Genomic DNA, 16,202 nt, shown 5'->3' on the forward strand with positions numbered 1-16,202 from the left:
GGTTACCCACTCGTCAAAGAAAACGGGGCCTCGCCGAAGCGAGGCCCCGTTCTTCTTGTGTACGCGATTTAGGCGCGGTGCGCGCGGTAGTACTCGATGAGCTGACGCGTCGAGGAATCCTGCTCGGCGAGAACCGACTCGTCGCCCGCGACGGCGCTCGTCAACTGCTTCGCGAGCTGCTTGCCGAGCTCAACGCCCCACTGATCGAAGCTGTTGATGCCCCACACTGCGCCCTGCACGAAGGTGATGTGCTCGTACAGCGCGATCAGCTGGCCGAGGACGCTCGGAGTGAGAGCGCTCGCCATGATCGAGGTGGTCGGACGGTCGCCTGAGAACACGCGTGCGGGAACAAGCGCGCCGGTCGTCCCCTCGGCCTCAACTTCCTCTGCGGTCTTGCCGAAGGCGAGCGCTTTGGTCTGCGCGAAGAAGTTCGCGAGGAAGAGCTCGTGGACGTCGGTATCGCCGTCCTTGAGTGCGTAGGTGGGATTAGCAAACGCAATGAAATCCGCGGGAATGAGGCGCGTACCCTGGTGGATGAGCTGGTAGAAGGCGTGCTGACCATTCGTGCCGGGCTCGCCCCAGAAGATCTCGCCGGTCTCCGCAGTCACGGCTGAGCCGTCGTAACACACGGACTTGCCGTTGGACTCCATCGTGAGCTGCTGGAGGTAGGCGGGGAAGCGATGAAGGAATTGGCTGTAGGGAAGAACCGCGTGAGTCTCGGCGCCGAGGAAGTTCACGTTCCACACGTTCACGAGCCCCATGAGCAAAGGCAGGTTTTCCTCGGGAGCTGCTGTGCGGAAATGCTCGTCCATCGCGTGGAAACCGCCGAGGAACTCTTCGAAGGCCTCGGGGCCGAACACGACGGCGAGGATCGTGCCGATCGCCGAATCGACCGAGTAGCGACCGCCCACCCAGCTCCAGAACCCGAAGGCGTTGGCCGGGTCAATACCGAATTCCTCGACCTTGTCGAGTGCGGTCGAGACGGCCACGAAGTGCTTCGCGACGGCTTCGGCATCCTGTGATTCAGCGACGCCCGCGGCGTGCAGGCCGTCGAGCAGCCACGCGCGCACGAGCTTCGCATTCGTGATCGTTTCGAGCGTCGTGAACGTCTTCGACGCGACGATCACGAGGGTTGTTTCGGGATCGAGGTCGCGCGTCGTCTCGCCCACGTCGGTCGGATCAATGTTCGAGATGAAGCGTGCCTCAATCCCCGCATCCGCGAGCGGGCGCAGTGCCTCGTACACCATCACGGGGCCGAGGTCGGAGCCGCCGATGCCAACGTTGATGACGGTCTCGATCTTCTTACCCGTCACGCCGGTCCACTCGCCGCTGCGAACCTTATTCGCAAACTCATAGATGCGTTCGAGGACCTCACGCACATCGGCATCGACATTCTGGCCGTCGACGTCGAGGGCGGGGGATGCGCCTTTCGGGCGTCGAAGCGCGGTGTGTAAAACGGCGCGGTCCTCGGTCGTGTTGATGTGCGCGCCCGCGAACATCTCGTCGCGGCGCTTGCACACGCCCGTCTCGTTTGCGAGATCGAGAAGGAGTCCGACGGTTTCTTCGGATACAAGGTTCTTCGAGAGATCAACGAACAGATCCGCCGCCTCAAAACTCAGCTTCTTGGCGCGATCGGGATCTTCGGCGAACGCTTCGCGCAGGCCTTTGTCGAGCATGCCGTCGTGCTCTTCGAGGCGCTGCCAGGCCTCGGTAGTCGTCGGATCAACGGGGGCGGGGGAGAGATTGCTGTTTTCACTCATGTTTCCATTGTGATCCCTCACCCTGTGAGGCAGATTTCTATTCGTCACGCGAGAAGGCTCACGCAGCCGATAAGGGGCCCGGACGCGTTACCATGAATCGGGCGCGCGTGGGCCAGGCAAGCGTCGGACCCCCACACCTCACGAGACTTCCGCCGATCCCGAACAGATAAGGCTCCTATGACCATTCAGCACCGCTCCGATCTTCGAAACGTCGCGATCGTCGCCCACGTCGATCACGGCAAAACGACCCTCGTGGACGCCATGCTCCGCCAGGGCGGCGCGTTCGGCGAACGCGACAAAGTTGACGAGCGTGCGATGGACTCCGGTGACCTCGAGCGCGAAAAGGGCATCACCATCCTCGCGAAGAACACCGCGATCCACTATTCGGGGCCGACGGCAGCCGAGATCGGGCACCCCGAGGGCATTACGATCAACGTGATCGACACCCCCGGGCACGCCGACTTCGGCGGCGAGGTAGAGCGCGGCCTGTCCATGGTCGACGGCGTCGTGCTGCTCGTGGACGCGTCCGAGGGGCCGCTCCCGCAGACCCGATTCGTTCTGCGCAAAGCTCTTGCCGCGAGCCTTCCCGTGATCATCGTCGTGAACAAGGTTGATCGTCCCGACGCCCGCATCGACGCGGTCGTCAACGAAACAACGGATCTCCTTCTCGGCCTCGCTGAGGACCTCTCGCAAGACAACGCCGAGATTGACTTCGACGCACTGCTCGACGTCCCCGTGATCTACGCCTCCGGCAAAGCTGGGCGTGCGAGCGCGAACAAGCCCGCAGAGGGCGAGCTTCCCGATTCCGAAACGGTCGAACCGCTCTTCAAGACGATTCTCGAATCGATCCCCGCTCCCGAATATGACGACGACATGCCGCTGCAGGCACACGTCACGAACCTCGATGCTTCGCCGTTCCTCGGCCGTCTCGCGCTCTTGCGCATCGAGAACGGCGAGCTCAAGAAGGGCCAGCAGGTCGCGTGGGCGACCCGCCACGGCGATATCAAGAGCGTGAAGGTCACCGAACTTCTCGAAACGAAGGGGCTCACACGCGAGCAGATGACGCGCACGGCGCGCCCCGGCGACATCGTGGCCGTTGCGGGTATCCCCGACATCATGATCGGCGAAACCCTCACCGACCTCAACGATCCTCGTCCGCTCCCACTCATCACCGTGGACGACCCCGCGATCTCGATGACGATCGGCATCAACACCTCGCCGATCGCCGGCAAGGTCAAGGGCCACAAGCTCACCGCCCGCCAGGTCAAGGACCGCCTCGATGCCGAGCTCGTCGGCAACGTGTCCCTCAAGGTTCTGCCCACTGATCGCCCAGACGCATGGGAGGTTCAGGGCCGCGGCGAGCTCGCTCTCGCGATTCTCGTTGAACAGATGCGTCGCGAAGGCTTCGAACTGACCGTGGGGAAGCCGCAGGTGCTGACCCGCGAGATCGACGGCGTCACGTGCGAACCGATCGAGCGTATGACGATCGACGTTCCCGAGGAATACCTCGGGACAATCACGCAGCTCATGGCCTCCCGCAAGGGGCGCATGGAAACCATGAACAACCACGGTTCGGGCTGGGTGCGCATGGAATTCCTCGTCCCCGCGCGCGGCCTCATTGGTTTCCGCTCGCGCTTCTTGACCGAAACGCGCGGTACCGGCATCGCCTCCTCGCTCGCCGAAGGCTTCGAGCCCTGGATGGGCCCCATTGAATTCCGCAACACGGGCTCCCTCGTGGCTGACCGCGCGGGTGCCGTGACGCCGTATGCGATGATCAACCTCCAGGAACGCGGCTCGTTCTTCGTGGAACCCACCTCAGAGGTGTACATGGGGCAGGTTGTCGGCGAAAATTCCCGCAATGAAGACATGGACGTGAACATCACGAAGGAAAAGAAGCTCACGAACATGCGCTCGGCCACGGCAGACGCGTTCGAGAATCTCATTCCGCCGCGCAAGCTCACGCTCGAGGAGTCGCTCGAATTCGCCGCCGAGGACGAATGCGTCGAGGTCACCCCCGAAATCGTGCGCATCCGTAAGGTCGTCCTCGACCCGACCGAGCGTGCGCGCGCTCGCGCTCGCGCCCGCAACTCGTAATCGAGGGCGAGACAATGAGTCACAAGGACCCCAACGAAGGCGTCATTTTCGCCGACGGTACGAGGCCCACCTCGCGCGCGACCGAGATCGTTGTCGGCGCGATCGTGGGGGTGCTCGGCGGCCTTGTCGTGATTGGGACGCACCGTATGCGCTCGACCGTCCAAGACGTGTCCGTGCCGTGGGGGCTCCTGTTTGGTTGCGCCTACGAGGTCGTCGCAACCTGCATGCTGGTCGCGCTTAGCGGGCGCAAGCTCCCACTGTTCATCGATGCTCTCGCCTTCACACTCGTGGCCGTGTATTTTTCGGGCACGTCGCTCGGGGGAGGGCTTCTCGTTCCAGCACAGATTGCGGGCGAAGCGCAGTGGCAGGGCTGGGCCGCCCAGTTCCTCGGCGTGATCGTGCCTCTCGTGGGTGTCGCTATCGTGTGGGCCATCCAAATCAGAAACATCGCGCGCGCGAACCAGCGCGAAGAAAGGACTGTGAAGCCATGACCTACGTCATCGCCCTCCCGTGCGTTGATGTCAAAGACCGTGCCTGCGTTGACGAATGCCCCGTCGACTGCATCTACGAAGGCGAGCGTTCGCTGTACATTCAGCCTGACGAATGCGTCGATTGCGGTGCGTGCGAACCCGTGTGCCCCGTCGAAGCGATCTACTACGAGGACGACCTGCCCGATCAGTGGAGCGAGTACTACCGCGCGAATGTAGAGTTCTTCGACGAGCTCGGAAGCCCCGGTGGTGCGGCGAAGCTGGGTCCGCAGTCGTTTGACCACGAGGTCATCGAGAAACTTCCCCCACAGGAAAACCCGCTCGAAGGCTAAAACCTCGAAGCAAAAGTCCACGTGGCCTGCAGGTGAGCATCAAGTAACAGAAGGCCCAAGTTCGGCTAGCAAAGCCCGTTTTAAACGGGGTCTTTCATGACCACTGCGTGAACTCTTGACGACCTTTCGCGAGCGTGGGCGGGGGACGGGCGTAGCGGGGGCATCGGCGCGCTTAACCTCGAGGCGTCGTCCAAATCGATGCGCCCCTTGCGCGCCAGTGGAAAGGCCACGCAATGTCCCTCAATCGACGTTCACTTCTGTTTGGTGGTGCTGCCCTTAGCTTCGCGGGCCTCGCGACAGCATGTGCGCCAGCCTCGAAAAACTCTTCAGGAGCCTCCGACAAGGGAGGTGAGTCGGCAGCCGATGTGACGGGTGAGGTCGAAGGGACCCTTCGCATCCACGCGGGCGGCGACACCAACGTGCGCGACCTATGGCAGGACGGGCTTGGGCCGGCCTTCACGAAGAAATACCCGAAGGTCACGATCAAGGTTGACCACGATCTGCACTCCGAACGCTCCCAGCAATCGCTCGCGCGCTTGTCCGCTGCCGGCGACGGCGATTCGGGCATGGACTTCATCGATGACGGCTGGGTGACGGACGCGGCAGACGCGAAACTTCTGCTCAACGTGAGCGCCAAAGAGATTCCCGCCCTCGGCGATGTTCCCCAGGAAGCGCTTGCCCAAGGACTTGGACAAGCCTTCCCCTACCGAGCCTCCTCCGTGCTCCTCGCGTACGACACGGAGCAAGTCGCCACCCCTCCGAAGACTCTCAAGGAGCTTCTGACCTGGATCGAACAGAACCCCGGCAAGTTCGCCTACAACTCTCCTTCGACGGGCGGCTCAGGCTCGGCCTTCGTGACGAGTGTGCTCGACCTGTACATCCCGAAGGACGTCCGCGAGCGTATGACGACGAGCTACGACGAGGCCGACGAAAAGCACTGGGACAAGGGCTGGGAAGAGCTCAAGCGCATCGGTAAGTTCACGTACGGCCAGGGCACCTACCCGAACGGCAACGAGCAGAGCATTGAGCTTTTGGTCAACGGCGAGGTCGCGATGATCCCGGTGTGGTCCGATCAGTTCATTTCCGGTCGCGAGTCCGGGAAGATCCCGGAACGGGTCAAGGCGACGCAGATCTCGAATCCGCCGTTCGCAGGCGGCGCATCGTTCCTCGGGATCCCGAAGAACTCGAAGAACAAGCCTGCCGCGCTCGCGCTCGCGAAATTCGCGCTCTCCCCCGAGGGGCAGCAGATCATCTCCACGACAATGGCGGGTTACCCGATCATCCCGCTCGAGGACATGCCCGAGGAGATTCAAAAGAAATTCGACGGCATCGACACGCAGAACCTCGGCCAGGGCTACTTTGGCGACCACGAAGACAACAAAGCCAAGCTCTGGGACCAGAAGGTTCCGACCGCCTAGGGAGCAAGCGTGGCATCGAGGCAATCATGGATCGGTGTGCTCCTCGCGAGCCCACCGATCCTCCTCATCATCGTTTTCATCGGCTTTCCCGTCATCAATGCCTTCGGCTTGAGCCTCGGGTACACGGGCGGGTTGAACACGACGATTGCGATGATCGGTAAGAACACGCACGAGACGCAGTCATGGGCTCCGACTCTCGACGCGTATCGCGAGGTCTTTTCGAACCCGCGATTTCTCTCGGATTTGCGGGTGACGGTGAGCATTTCAATTCTCACCACCGTGATCGTCACGGCCCTTGCGTGGCTCGTGGCTCTCGCGATGCGGCTGCGGCCGTCGGGCATCACCCGCATGCTTCCCGCTTTCGCCGTCATCCCGATGTTTATCCCGGGAGTAATCGGGGCGTGGGCCATGATTCGGTTCTGGGCGGCCGACGGTTTCTTTGGCTCAGTGATGCGGAGTCTTGGCGTGGCGAGCCCACCTCAAATTGCGTTCACGTCGACCCTCGTGCTCATGACTCAGGTGTGGTCCTCGCTTCCGTTTGCGGTCCTCATGGTGTCGTCGGGGGTTCAATCGGTGCCTGATGCCCTGATTGATGCCGCTCGGGATGCAGGTGCGGGAACGATCCGCATTGTGAAGGACGTCGTGGCACCGATGGCGTTCGTGCCCACGGTCATCGCTATGACCTTTACCGCGATTGGGAACGTCGGGTCGTTCACTGTTCCGTGGCTCACGGGCCCCTCCGCGCCGACCATGCTCGGCGTCAGTATGACGAAACACTTCAACACGTACGGAGAGCCGCAGCAATCAGTTGTCATGGCCATTGTCGTGTTTGCGCTCGCTGCGCTGATTGGGGTTCTTTACGTCTGGGCCAATTACCGACAAGCAAAAGAAGAGATGACCTGATATGCCCAGGAAAATTGCGTCGGGGCTTGCCGCGCTTGCGTTGCTGCTCTTCGTGGCCGGGCCGATCGTGTGGCTCGCCCTTCACGCCTTCGCGACCGAGTGGCGCGTGCCGAACCTCCTTCCGGCCGGGCTCACCTTTGACTGGTGGGGAAAGGTTTTCGGTACTCCGAAGTTCGTCACCTCGATCCTCAATTCGCTCATGTTCGCCGTCCTATCGACGACGCTCACGGCTCTCATCTGTATGCCCGCTGCCTACGCCTTTGGGCGCATGCAGTTCCCGGGGCGCACGGTGATGCTCCTTGGCCTGTTCGCAACGAATGCGTTCCCGAAAATGGGGCTTTTTGTGAGCATTGCGGCTTTGTACTACGCCTTCAACCTCATGGAGACCATTCCGGGTGTCACGATCGCGCACATGCTCGGTCAGGTTGTTTTTCTTACGTGGATTCCTGCCGCCTCGTTTGCGGCGGTACCGCGCAGGCTCGAAGATGCCGCGCGCGATAGCGGCGCCGGATGGCTCAGGACTTTCGTGAGCGTCACGCTTCCACTTGCCGCCCCGGGGTATTTCGTCGCCCTCATCATGGCTTTCCTCGCGTCGTGGGACGAAGCTCAGGCCACCTACCTCGTTGGTGCCCCCAGTTATTCCACGATGCCGACCGAGCTCTACACGCTCGTTCTCAACTCGCCGGAACAGGTCGCGGCCGTTTTTTCCATCATGCTCACCGTCCCCTCCGTTGTGCTTCTTCTTCTCGTAAGGAAGCACATCATGGGTGGGGCTCTCGCAGAAGGTTTCCAAATCCGATGACACAGTCCGCATCGAAAGCTGCCCGAACCGCTCGCCGGTTCTCTCCCGAGCCGCTCACGCTTAGCTCCGTCAGCATCACGCTCGGTGGCAAGAGCATCATCAAAGATCTTGATCTCGCGATCGGGAAGGGAGAGATGGTCTGTTTGCTCGGCCCTTCGGGATGCGGGAAAACGACGACTTTGCGGATGATCGGTGGGTTCCTCACGCCGGATGCGGGGCGGATCACCGTGGGTGAGCGTGATGTGACGTCGCTGCCTCCGGAGCGCCGGCCCTCGGCGATGGTGTTCCAGAACTACGCGCTCTGGCCCCACATGAGCGTCGAAAAGAACGTGGCATTCCCGCTCAAGGTTGCCAAGGTCCCACGCGACGAGCGCACCGCACGCGTGCGTGAGGCCCTCGCGCTCGTCGGACTCGAGGAGAAGGCCGGGCGCCGACCGGCGCGGCTGTCGGGCGGCGAGCAGCAGCGCGTTGCTCTCGCGCGTGCGCTCGTCCAAAACCCCTCGCTCTTGCTTCTCGATGAGCCGCTTTCGAACCTCGACGCGAAACTTCGCGTCCAGGTTCGCGAAGAGATTCGTCGTATCCAGCAGGAACTTGGCATGACGAGCGTCTTTGTGACGCACGATCAGGAGGAGGCGCTCGCCGTTGCTGATCGCATCGCCGTCATGAACGGCGGCCGGATCGAACAGCTGACTGATCCAACGACTCTGTATCGCCGACCGGCGACGCGGTTTGTCGCGGGTTTCATCGGGACGATGTCCTTCGTGAAAGGGCGAGTGGAGCGCCGTGCCGACGGTTCCGGTCGCATCTACGTCGAAGGTCTCGAGCCGCTGCCGATTGACCTCGTGACCGGAGCGGCCGAACATGCCGAATGCGGTATTCGCCCCGAGAACGTCGTGATTGGCGATCCCCGCGCCGCCCAGCTCAAGGGCACCATTGAGCGCATCACCCCAAAGGGCCACCTCAGCGACCTCGTCGTGCGGGTCGGCGCCATTCGTGTGCGCTCGCTCGCGAAGGCCGACGACTTGCGCGTTGACGATGAGGTGGGGGTGCGCATCACCGAAGCGCTGGTGTATCGCGATGGTGTTCTCGTCGACGCGGCTACCTCGCCTGCCGGACCTACCGGGGAGCAGTCAGCAGCATGAACGGAGAAATGATGAGTCCTGTGCAGCTCGTTGCACATCGTGGCGATCCCGTCGCCCACGTTGAGAACACTCTCCAAGCGATCGCACACGCGGCAGCCGAGGGGCTCGAGGTTGTCGAGGTCGATCTGAGGCTCAGCGCCGAAGGGGAGCCCATTCTTCTGCACGACTCCACGCTCGAGCGCTTGTGGGAGTGCACGGCCAGTCCCGCTGAGCTCTCGGTGAGCGCGCTTGAAGCCCGTGAGCCGGCTGAGCATGGCACGTGCGCAAATGACCACGGCTTTGAGCGGGGAGTCCCCACGCTCGAGCGTGCTCTCGACGCCGTGGGCGATGCTGTGCTTCTTCTCGATTTTCCGGGTGAGTCTGACGGCGCGGAGCAGGAGATTGCGCGCGTGAGCGCCTCGCGGATCCGGGCGATTGCCTCGGGAGAGGGGGACCACTCGGATGAGCGTCGCGCGGCAGCGGCACGGGCGGAGTTCACGGGGGGAGTCACCGCCATGCGTGCCGTGCGCGAGGTCCTTCCCACGGCACGTTTGCGTATGACCTACCCGCTCGATGGTGTTCCGGATCCCGCCCTCGTCGAGGAGCTCGAGCCTTACTCGTGGAACCCCCACTTTGGCGTCTGCTCGCCCACGACCGTGAGCGCTGCACGTGCCCTCGGGCTTCGTACCACCTGCTGGACCGTTGACGATGCCGAGACTGCAAGGGCGCTTGCGGCGATGGGCGTTGAGGCCGTGACGTCCAACCGTGCGGGCGACCTCCTGCGCGTCCTTAACCAGAACGCGGAGGTGCGGGGAGCATGAGCGCCGATCACGTGGGACGAGGGCGCGATGTGTTGACGCGCGCGCACGAGCTTGCACAGTCACTTGCCACATGGGCGATGATCCGCTCGACATCCTCGAACGTTTCGATGTTTGCGACAAAAAAGAACGCCGCTGATTTCGTGACGGATATTGACCTGGGGATCGAGCTCTGGGTACGCCGGACCATTGCGGAAGAATTTCCGACGCACGCCTTCGTCGGGGAAGAGTTCGAGGACAGCGCCGGGGTTGAGTACACGTGGTATTGCGATCCCATCGACGGCACCACGAACTACGCGCACGGCATCTCCTGGTTTTCGTTCTCCCTCGCCATGTGTGATGAGGACGGCCCCGTCGTTGGTGTCGTCGCAGACCCGCGCACGAAAGAGGTCTTTTCGGCGATTCGGGGGCGCGGAGCCATGCACCGCGGTGGCCCCATCTCAGTCGAACACCGGTCCACTTTGCCCGGCTCTGTCGTTCTCACCGAGCTTCTCGGGGCGACATTCTTCGAGGGCCAGGCGGAATTTATCCGCTCTCTGGGCGAGATCGATGTGACGAGCCGGATCATGGGTTCGGGAACCCTGTCGCTCGTGGGGCCTGCGGTCGGCAGAGGGCACGGTGCGCTCGTGGGGCGATTCGGAGCCGTGGATCACCTCGCGTCCATGCTCATCGCACACGAGGCCGGTTTGAGGGTGCTCGATTGGGACGGCCACGACACCCTGTTTCCTTCTGACCCGTCCACCGGCATCATGGTCGCGCACCCCGCGATCGCGGCGGAGCTGCACGGTATGTGGCGCCGCGCCGTTGAGAGCGAAGGCGATCGAGCTCGGTAAGAGCTGGCACTGGGGTCGTAGGATGAGCACCATGACTTCGCGAACGCCGCTCCTTTCGACCTTGCCGTCCTTTCCGTGGGATTCGCTCGCCTCGGCGCGCGCACTCGCCGAGCGACACCCGGATGGGATTGTCGATCTCTCGGTTGGCACTCCCGTTGATGAAACGCCCCGCGTCGCCCAGGAAGCACTTGTGGCCGCCTCGGATGCGCACGGCTACCCGACGGTCGCCGGAACGGGGCAGTTGCGCGAGGCCATCGTCGATTTCTGTCGCGCACACCGCGGTGCTCCCTCAGCTCTCAGCGCCAGTGGCGTGCTTCCCACGATCGGCTCGAAAGAACTCGTTGCGCACCTTCCGTTCCAGCTCGGCATCGGCACCGGGGAGGCAGTCGCCTTTCCCCATATCGCCTACCCGACCTACGACCTCGGCGCACGGCTCGCGGGAGCCCGGCCCGTCCCACTCGATGTGCGGGCGCTTGCACGCGAGGGGGAGGGGGCGCTCGGTTCCGACGTCTGCCTCGACTCGGTGCGCCTGCTGTGGCTCAATACGCCGTCGAATCCGACGGGAGCGGTGCACGATATCGGCGAGCTGCGTGCCCTCCTTGCATGGGCACGCGAGAGGGACATCATCGTCGCTTCCGACGAATGCTACGCGCCACTCACGTGGGATGTGGACGAGGCCCCATCGATTCTCGATGAGCGCGTGAATGACGGCGACCTCACGAATGTGCTGTGCGCCTACTCGCTCTCGAAGCAATCGAACCTCGCTGGTTACCGTGCCGCTTTTGTCGCCGGCGACCCTGCCCTCGTCGGCGAGCTGCTCGCGGTTCGTAAACATTCCGGGCTCATGGTGCCGGGCCCCGTTCAAAACGCCATGGCAGCGGCCCTCGGAGAGGAAGCGTCGGCCTCCCGCCAGCGCGAAACCTACCGCGCTCGCCGTGAGACTCTCGCACCCGCTTTCGAAGCTTTCGGCGGAAAAATCGAGCATTCCGAGGCCGGCCTCTACCTGTGGACGACATTCGGTGAGGCGAGCGAAGCGAGCATTGAGCGCCTTGCAAAATTGGGAATCCTCGCTGCCCCCGGTACCTTTTACGGCGAGGCGGGTGCGCGACATGTGCGCATCTCCCTTACCGCGACGGACGAGCGGATCGCTAGCGCTGCCGAAAGGCTCCGAGCCGCCCGCTAAGAGCGTTGCGACAGACACGAAAGGAACGCGATGACCGCACACTTTAGCGTGAATGACCGAAACCTGGATCTGCCGCTCGTCGAGCCGACCGAGGGCAACCTCGGTGTTTCGATCGCGGGGCTGCGCAAGGAAACGGGGGCGGTGACGTTTGACCCGGGGCTCATGAACACGGCGCCGACGACGTCGGCCATTACGTTCATCGATGGTGAGGCGGGGATTCTCCGGCACCGCGGCTACCCGATCGAGCAGCTCGCCGAGCACTCGAGCTACCTTGAGGTCGCATTCCTCTTGATCTTTGGCGAGCTGCCCACGAAGGGACAGCTCGACCAGTTCGTGCACTCGATCGAGCAGCGGACTCTTCTCGACGAGAACCTCAAGCGCGTGTTCATCGCCCTTCCGCGCGATGCCGCCCCCATGGCCGTGCTCCAAGCGGGCGTGAGTGCGCTGTCGACCTTCTATCAGGACTCGCTCGACCCGAACGACCCTGAGCAGGTCCGAATTTCGACGTTCCGTCTTCTCGCAAAGATGCCCACGATGGCGGCGTACGCCCACCGGGTCGCAAACGGGCAGCCGCTCATGTACCCGGATAACTCGCTGAGCCTCGTGCAGAACTTCCTGAGGCTCATGTTCGCTTTTCCCGTCGAGGATTTCGTGGCGGACCCGGTTGTGGTGCGTGCACTCGAGCAGCTATTTATTCTCCACGCCGATCATGAGCAGAACTGCTCGGCGACCGCGGTGCGCCTCGTCGGCTCGGCGGGAGCGGACCTCTTCTCCTCGATCTCGGCCGGCGTTGCGGCCTTGTCTGGGCCGGCGCACGGCGGCGCTAACACGCGCGTCATGCACATGCTCGACGACCTTCGAAAGTCTGGTCAGGATCCGCGAGTGTTCATGGAGAAGGTCAAGAGCAAGGATGATTCTACCCGTCTCATGGGCTTCGGGCACCGGGTGTATAAGAATTACGATCCGCGTGCGAAGTTCGTGAAGGGCATTGCCGATACGGTGCTCGAGCGGCTCGGGATCCATGATGAGCGCCTTGAGCTCGCGATGAAGCTTGAGGAGATCGCGCTTCGCGACGAGTACTTCATTGAACGCCATCTCTACCCGAACATCGACTTCTACACGGGCATCATCTACAAGGCGATGGGTTTTCCCACGCACATGTTCACGGTGCTGTTCGCGATCGGGCGCCTGCCCGGGTGGATCGCACAGTGGCAAGAGGCGATCAACGATCCCGACACGAAGATTATGCGGCCGCGGCAGATCTACACGGGCGAAGCCGAGCGCGCATACGTTCCGATCGAGGAGCGTACGGGCACGTCGGAGCTCCTGCTCCACGATCTTCGCGAGGAACTGAAGGCGCGCGAGAACAAGGCCAAATAACCGAGGCTGCGGCCGTGCCTCACGCCCCCTTCGCGAAATAGATCACGACCGCGTCATCCTCGCCGCTTGCCCCGCCCGTTGCGTCGCTGTCCCACTGCGACGACGTCTGGGAGACGTGGCGTGAGCGATCCCAACGGTGCCCGCGGTAGTCGACGCCCACGATATTGTCCTGTGCGGCATGGGCGACGGCCCAGTTCGCGAGCGCCCAGCCGCGCTTTTCGTCGGCCGTCTTGATGACCACGGTCGTGTGACCCGCCCCCTGAGGCGCGTTTGATCCCGCGGCGCCGAGCGAACTTTTCACCTCGCCTGACTCGCTCATCCGGGTGAACTCGCGCGCGAGAGACTCGCGAAGTTTCTCTGGATGCGCTGGACCTCCAGCGGCGGCGAGGTCGCATTCGAGCTCGGGGCCGCTGTTGCCGGTGAGCGCAGAGGAGAAGAGGCGCCCCTCGACCTCGTGATCGGCGTAGGCATCGGGAAACGCTGACCGCTGCACTTTTTGCGCCGCGACGGTGATGTCCATGTCCTCGTACCCCTTGACCTTGGCGAGCTTCTCGTAAAAGGCCGTCGAGGCAAACACAGGATCCATGATCTGCTCTTTTGTGCCCCACCCCTGGGAGGGGCGTTGCTGGAAGAGCCCTACCGAATCGCGATCCCCGTAGTCGATGTTTTTAAGCTTCGACTCCTGGTAGGCGGTCGCGAGGGCGATCGACGCGGCGCGAGGGGGCAGTCCCATGTCGATCGAGACCGCACTGATCGTGGCGGCATTGAGGGTTTGCTCGGTCGAGTACGAATGCGATGTCGAGAGCCCACTCGCGGTGCAGCGGCCCGTGCGCTGGCCGCCGTCAAAGAGAGTGAGCGCGGCGAAGCTCCCGCCCACGACCGCGAGAAAAACCGCAAGGAGCGTGAGCGGGATGACCACGCGAGACAGCGCGGGGCGTTTGGCCATGATTAGTTCGCGTGAAGGTCGGAGTTCAGCTCAACGCGCTTGTTCGAGCGCGAGACGGCCTCGACGGCGCCCGATTGCGAGTTACGGCGGAACAGGAGACTCGGCACCCCGGAGAGGTCGCGAGCCTTGACGACGGAACGATTCTCGCCGTTGATGAGGGTGACCTTCGTGCCCGCGGTGACATACAGCCCGGCCTCAACGATGCAGTCGTCGCCGAGGGCGATGCCGACGCCTGCTTCTGCTCCAACGAGCGAGCGCTCTCCGACGCTCACGCGCTCCGTCCCGCCGCCCGAAAGGGTGCCCATGGTCGAGGCGCCACCACCGATGTCGGAGCCATCGCCCACGACGACACCTTGCGAGATGCGCCCCTCGATCATCGAGGTGCCAAGGGTGCCCGCGTTGAAGTTCACGAAGCCTTCGTGCATGACGGTTGTGCCGCTCGCGAGGTGAGCGCCGAGGCGCAATCGGTCGCCATCGCCGATGCGGACGCCGTCGGGAACCACGTAGTCGACCATGCGGGGGAATTTATCGATCGAGTAGACCGTGGGGCGCCGGCCTTCACTGATGAGGCGCAGGCGCGTCTCTTCGAAGCCGTCCACGGCGCACGGCCCTTCCGAGGTCCACACAACATTCGTGAGCGCGCCGAACAGACCGTCGAGGTTTTGCTCGTTCGGCTTTACGAGGCGATGGGAGAGTAGATGGAGGCGCAAGTACGCATCGGACGCATCGCGCGGCGCCTCTGCCAGGGAAATGGCTCGTGTGACGACTTCCTGACGGGTGCCGCGTGCGGCATCGTCTCGCGCGGCCTTTGCGAGGGCGACGGCGAGAGGATGGTTGGCGAGGTCATCGGGGGCACAGCCCAGTTCGGGTGCGGGGTACCACGTGTCAAGGGTCGTCCCATTGTCCGCGATGGTTGCGAGGCCGATGCCCCATGCGCTTTTGTTCTCAGTCATGGCTCACAGGCTATAGCGCGCCTCTTCGGATTTCGTTGGAGCGCGCCGAAAACCTCTACGCTTGTGTGCATGATGAACACGACACCGCTGCCCCTCGATGCGGGCCTGACCGAGCTCACGCGTGCAATCGTCGATACCGAGTCGATTTCGGGTAACGAAACTCTCCTTGCCGACAGGGTCGAGGCGACGCTTCGTGCGTGCGAGCACCTCGAGGTTATTCGCGATGGCGACACCGTCATCGCGCGCACCCACCTCGGGCGCGCCGAGCGCGTCATTCTCGCCGGCCACCTCGATACCGTTCCCGTCGCAGGCAATCTTCCTTCGTGCGTGCAGGTCGTGGACGGGCAGGAGCGGCTCATCGGCCGCGGTGCGTGCGACATGAAGGGGGGAGTCGCCGTGTTCCTTGCGCTCGCGTGCTCTCTCGCGTCGCCTCGTCACGATCTCACGTGGATCTTCTATGACCACGAGGAAGTGGAGGCAAGCCTCAACTCGCTCACGCGTATCGCGCGCGAACGCCCCGAGCTTCTCGAAGCCGATTTTGCGATTCTCGGTGAGCCGTCGAACGGGGGAGTGGAGGCAGGCTGCAAAGGCACGATGCGGGTGCGACTTACCGCGCGGGGCATCGCGGCTCATTCGGGTCGCGCATGGATTGGGAAGAACGCGATCCACGCTCTTTCCGGTGCGCTGTCGCGGCTTGCGGACTACGAGCCGAAGGACGTGGAAATCGACGGTCTCCTGTACCGCGAATGCCTCAATGCGGTGGCAATCGAGGGCGGCATCGCAACGAACGTGATTCCCGACCGGGCCGAAATACTCGTGAACTATCGCTTCGCGCCGAGCACGAGCGAAGCGGAGGCGCTCGCTCATATCGAAGAGGTGTTTGCTGGGCTCGACCTCGAGTTTGAGGTCACGGACTCCTCGGGCGGCGCCCTGCCCGGCCTCACACGGCCCGCAGCCCGGGACTTTCTCGCGGCCCTTGGCGATGGGGTGAGCGTGGAAGCGAAGCAGGGATGGACCGACGTGGCGCGCTTCAGTGCACTCGGCACGCCAGCCGTCAACTTTGGCCCGGGAGACCCGCTTCTGGCCCACACGGATGGGGAATACATTCCGACGGCTGCCCTCACCCACTGTTACAGGTCTCTTGAACGGTTCCTGAGCTAACGTGGAAATC

General features: G+C 63.2%; 15 protein-coding genes. 12 read left to right on the top strand and 3 right to left on the bottom strand.

What is annotated here, in order from left to right; all coding sequences use genetic code 11:
- Positions 1-68 precede the first annotated feature (68 nt).
- A complete protein-coding gene (gene pgi / locus HMPREF3157_RS00920; protein ID WP_070435251.1) occupies positions 69-1,760 on the bottom strand; it encodes a glucose-6-phosphate isomerase in 1,692 nt (563 codons plus the stop codon).
- Positions 1,761-1,937: 177 nt separating this feature from the next.
- On the opposite strand from pgi, the gene typA reads away from it, so the two are divergent.
- From typA to HMPREF3157_RS00975, 11 genes are all read left to right on the top strand, one after another.
- The gene (gene typA, locus HMPREF3157_RS00925) at positions 1,938-3,854 is read left to right on the top strand and encodes a translational GTPase TypA (protein WP_070435252.1); all 1,917 of its coding nucleotides are present in this window, start codon (positions 1,938-1,940) and stop codon (positions 3,852-3,854) included.
- A 14-nt stretch (positions 3,855-3,868) separates the two neighbouring features.
- Positions 3,869-4,345, top strand: a complete 477-nt coding sequence (locus HMPREF3157_RS00930; RefSeq protein ID WP_016664174.1) for a hypothetical protein — start codon at positions 3,869-3,871, stop codon at positions 4,343-4,345.
- A complete protein-coding gene (gene fdxA, locus HMPREF3157_RS00935) occupies positions 4,342-4,674 on the top strand; it encodes a ferredoxin (protein ID WP_016664175.1) in 333 nt (110 codons plus the stop codon). The genes HMPREF3157_RS00930 and fdxA overlap by 4 nt, the downstream gene beginning before the upstream one ends.
- Before the next feature lie 233 nt (positions 4,675-4,907).
- Positions 4,908-6,092: an extracellular solute-binding protein gene (locus tag HMPREF3157_RS00940; RefSeq protein WP_070435253.1), complete on the top strand. Its 1,185-nt coding sequence runs from the start codon at positions 4,908-4,910 to the stop codon at positions 6,090-6,092.
- A 9-nt stretch (positions 6,093-6,101) separates the two neighbouring features.
- Positions 6,102-6,995, top strand: a complete 894-nt coding sequence (locus tag HMPREF3157_RS00945) for an ABC transporter permease (protein ID WP_065247500.1) — start codon at positions 6,102-6,104, stop codon at positions 6,993-6,995.
- Between the two features lies 1 nt (position 6,996).
- On the top strand, positions 6,997-7,797 hold the full coding sequence (locus tag HMPREF3157_RS00950; protein WP_061211198.1) for an ABC transporter permease: 801 nt from the start codon (positions 6,997-6,999) through the stop codon (positions 7,795-7,797).
- A complete protein-coding gene (locus tag HMPREF3157_RS00955; protein WP_016664179.1) occupies positions 7,794-8,939 on the top strand; it encodes an ABC transporter ATP-binding protein in 1,146 nt (381 codons plus the stop codon). The genes HMPREF3157_RS00950 and HMPREF3157_RS00955 overlap by 4 nt, the downstream gene beginning before the upstream one ends.
- Positions 8,936-9,739, top strand: coding sequence for a glycerophosphodiester phosphodiesterase (locus tag HMPREF3157_RS00960; protein WP_083286352.1), 804 nt, complete (start codon positions 8,936-8,938; stop codon positions 9,737-9,739). Before HMPREF3157_RS00955 ends, HMPREF3157_RS00960 begins: the two co-directional genes overlap by 4 nt.
- Complete coding sequence (locus HMPREF3157_RS00965; RefSeq protein ID WP_070435255.1) at positions 9,736-10,569, top strand: inositol monophosphatase family protein; 834 nt, start codon at positions 9,736-9,738, stop codon at positions 10,567-10,569. The genes HMPREF3157_RS00960 and HMPREF3157_RS00965 overlap by 4 nt, the downstream gene beginning before the upstream one ends.
- A 31-nt stretch (positions 10,570-10,600) precedes the next feature.
- A complete protein-coding gene (gene dapC, locus HMPREF3157_RS00970) occupies positions 10,601-11,752 on the top strand; it encodes a succinyldiaminopimelate transaminase (RefSeq protein ID WP_016664182.1) in 1,152 nt (383 codons plus the stop codon).
- 30 nt (positions 11,753-11,782) lie between these two features.
- Positions 11,783-13,132 (top strand): citrate synthase, encoded by a 1,350-nt coding sequence (locus HMPREF3157_RS00975; protein ID WP_016664183.1) that lies wholly within the window; start codon positions 11,783-11,785, stop codon positions 13,130-13,132.
- A gap of 19 nt (positions 13,133-13,151) precedes the next feature.
- Here the strand turns inward: HMPREF3157_RS00975 and HMPREF3157_RS00980 are convergent, their stop codons facing one another.
- Together HMPREF3157_RS00980 and dapD are read right to left on the bottom strand one after the other, a co-directional pair.
- On the bottom strand, positions 13,152-14,078 hold the full coding sequence (locus HMPREF3157_RS00980; protein WP_016664184.1) for a hypothetical protein: 927 nt from the start codon (positions 14,076-14,078) through the stop codon (positions 13,152-13,154).
- A gap of 2 nt (positions 14,079-14,080) precedes the next feature.
- Complete coding sequence (gene dapD, locus HMPREF3157_RS00985) at positions 14,081-15,031, bottom strand: 2,3,4,5-tetrahydropyridine-2,6-dicarboxylate N-succinyltransferase (RefSeq protein WP_070435256.1); 951 nt, start codon at positions 15,029-15,031, stop codon at positions 14,081-14,083.
- A 69-nt stretch (positions 15,032-15,100) separates the two neighbouring features.
- On the opposite strand from dapD, the gene dapE reads away from it, so the two are divergent.
- Positions 15,101-16,192 carry a succinyl-diaminopimelate desuccinylase gene (gene dapE / locus HMPREF3157_RS00990; RefSeq protein ID WP_070435257.1) on the top strand — a complete coding sequence of 364 codons (1,092 nt, stop codon included), beginning with the start codon at positions 15,101-15,103 and terminating at the stop codon, positions 16,190-16,192.
- The last annotated feature ends 10 nt before the right edge of the window (positions 16,193-16,202 follow it).

Origin of the sequence: Dermabacter sp. HMSC06F07, from assembly GCF_001807345.1 — a bacterium.
In the GTDB taxonomy this organism is placed as follows: Bacteria; Actinomycetota; Actinomycetes; order Actinomycetales; family Dermabacteraceae; genus Dermabacter; species Dermabacter hominis.

What these genes read in the sequence shown, in the direction of transcription:
- HMPREF3157_RS00965 (WP_070435255.1), top strand. Translation starts at nt 9,736, where the DNA reads ATGAGCGCCGATCACGTGGGACGAGGGCGCGATGTGTTGACGCGCGCG.
- HMPREF3157_RS00955 (WP_016664179.1), top strand. Translation starts at nt 7,794, where the DNA reads ATGACACAGTCCGCATCGAAAGCTGCCCGAACCGCTCGCCGGTTCTCT.
- dapC (WP_016664182.1), top strand. Translation starts at nt 10,601, where the DNA reads ATGACTTCGCGAACGCCGCTCCTTTCGACCTTGCCGTCCTTTCCGTGG.
- typA (WP_070435252.1), top strand. Translation starts at nt 1,938, where the DNA reads ATGACCATTCAGCACCGCTCCGATCTTCGAAACGTCGCGATCGTCGCC.
- HMPREF3157_RS00975 (WP_016664183.1), top strand. Translation starts at nt 11,783, where the DNA reads ATGACCGCACACTTTAGCGTGAATGACCGAAACCTGGATCTGCCGCTC.
- HMPREF3157_RS00940 (WP_070435253.1), top strand. Translation starts at nt 4,908, where the DNA reads ATGTCCCTCAATCGACGTTCACTTCTGTTTGGTGGTGCTGCCCTTAGC.
- HMPREF3157_RS00930 (WP_016664174.1), top strand. Translation starts at nt 3,869, where the DNA reads ATGAGTCACAAGGACCCCAACGAAGGCGTCATTTTCGCCGACGGTACG.
- pgi (WP_070435251.1), bottom strand. Translation starts at nt 1,760, where the DNA reads ATGAGTGAAAACAGCAATCTCTCCCCCGCCCCCGTTGATCCGACGACT.
- dapD (WP_070435256.1), bottom strand. Translation starts at nt 15,031, where the DNA reads ATGACTGAGAACAAAAGCGCATGGGGCATCGGCCTCGCAACCATCGCG.
- dapE (WP_070435257.1), top strand. Translation starts at nt 15,101, where the DNA reads ATGATGAACACGACACCGCTGCCCCTCGATGCGGGCCTGACCGAGCTC.
- HMPREF3157_RS00960 (WP_083286352.1), top strand. Translation starts at nt 8,936, where the DNA reads ATGAACGGAGAAATGATGAGTCCTGTGCAGCTCGTTGCACATCGTGGC.
- HMPREF3157_RS00950 (WP_061211198.1), top strand. Translation starts at nt 6,997, where the DNA reads ATGCCCAGGAAAATTGCGTCGGGGCTTGCCGCGCTTGCGTTGCTGCTC.
- fdxA (WP_016664175.1), top strand. Translation starts at nt 4,342, where the DNA reads ATGACCTACGTCATCGCCCTCCCGTGCGTTGATGTCAAAGACCGTGCC.
- HMPREF3157_RS00980 (WP_016664184.1), bottom strand. Translation starts at nt 14,078, where the DNA reads ATGGCCAAACGCCCCGCGCTGTCTCGCGTGGTCATCCCGCTCACGCTC.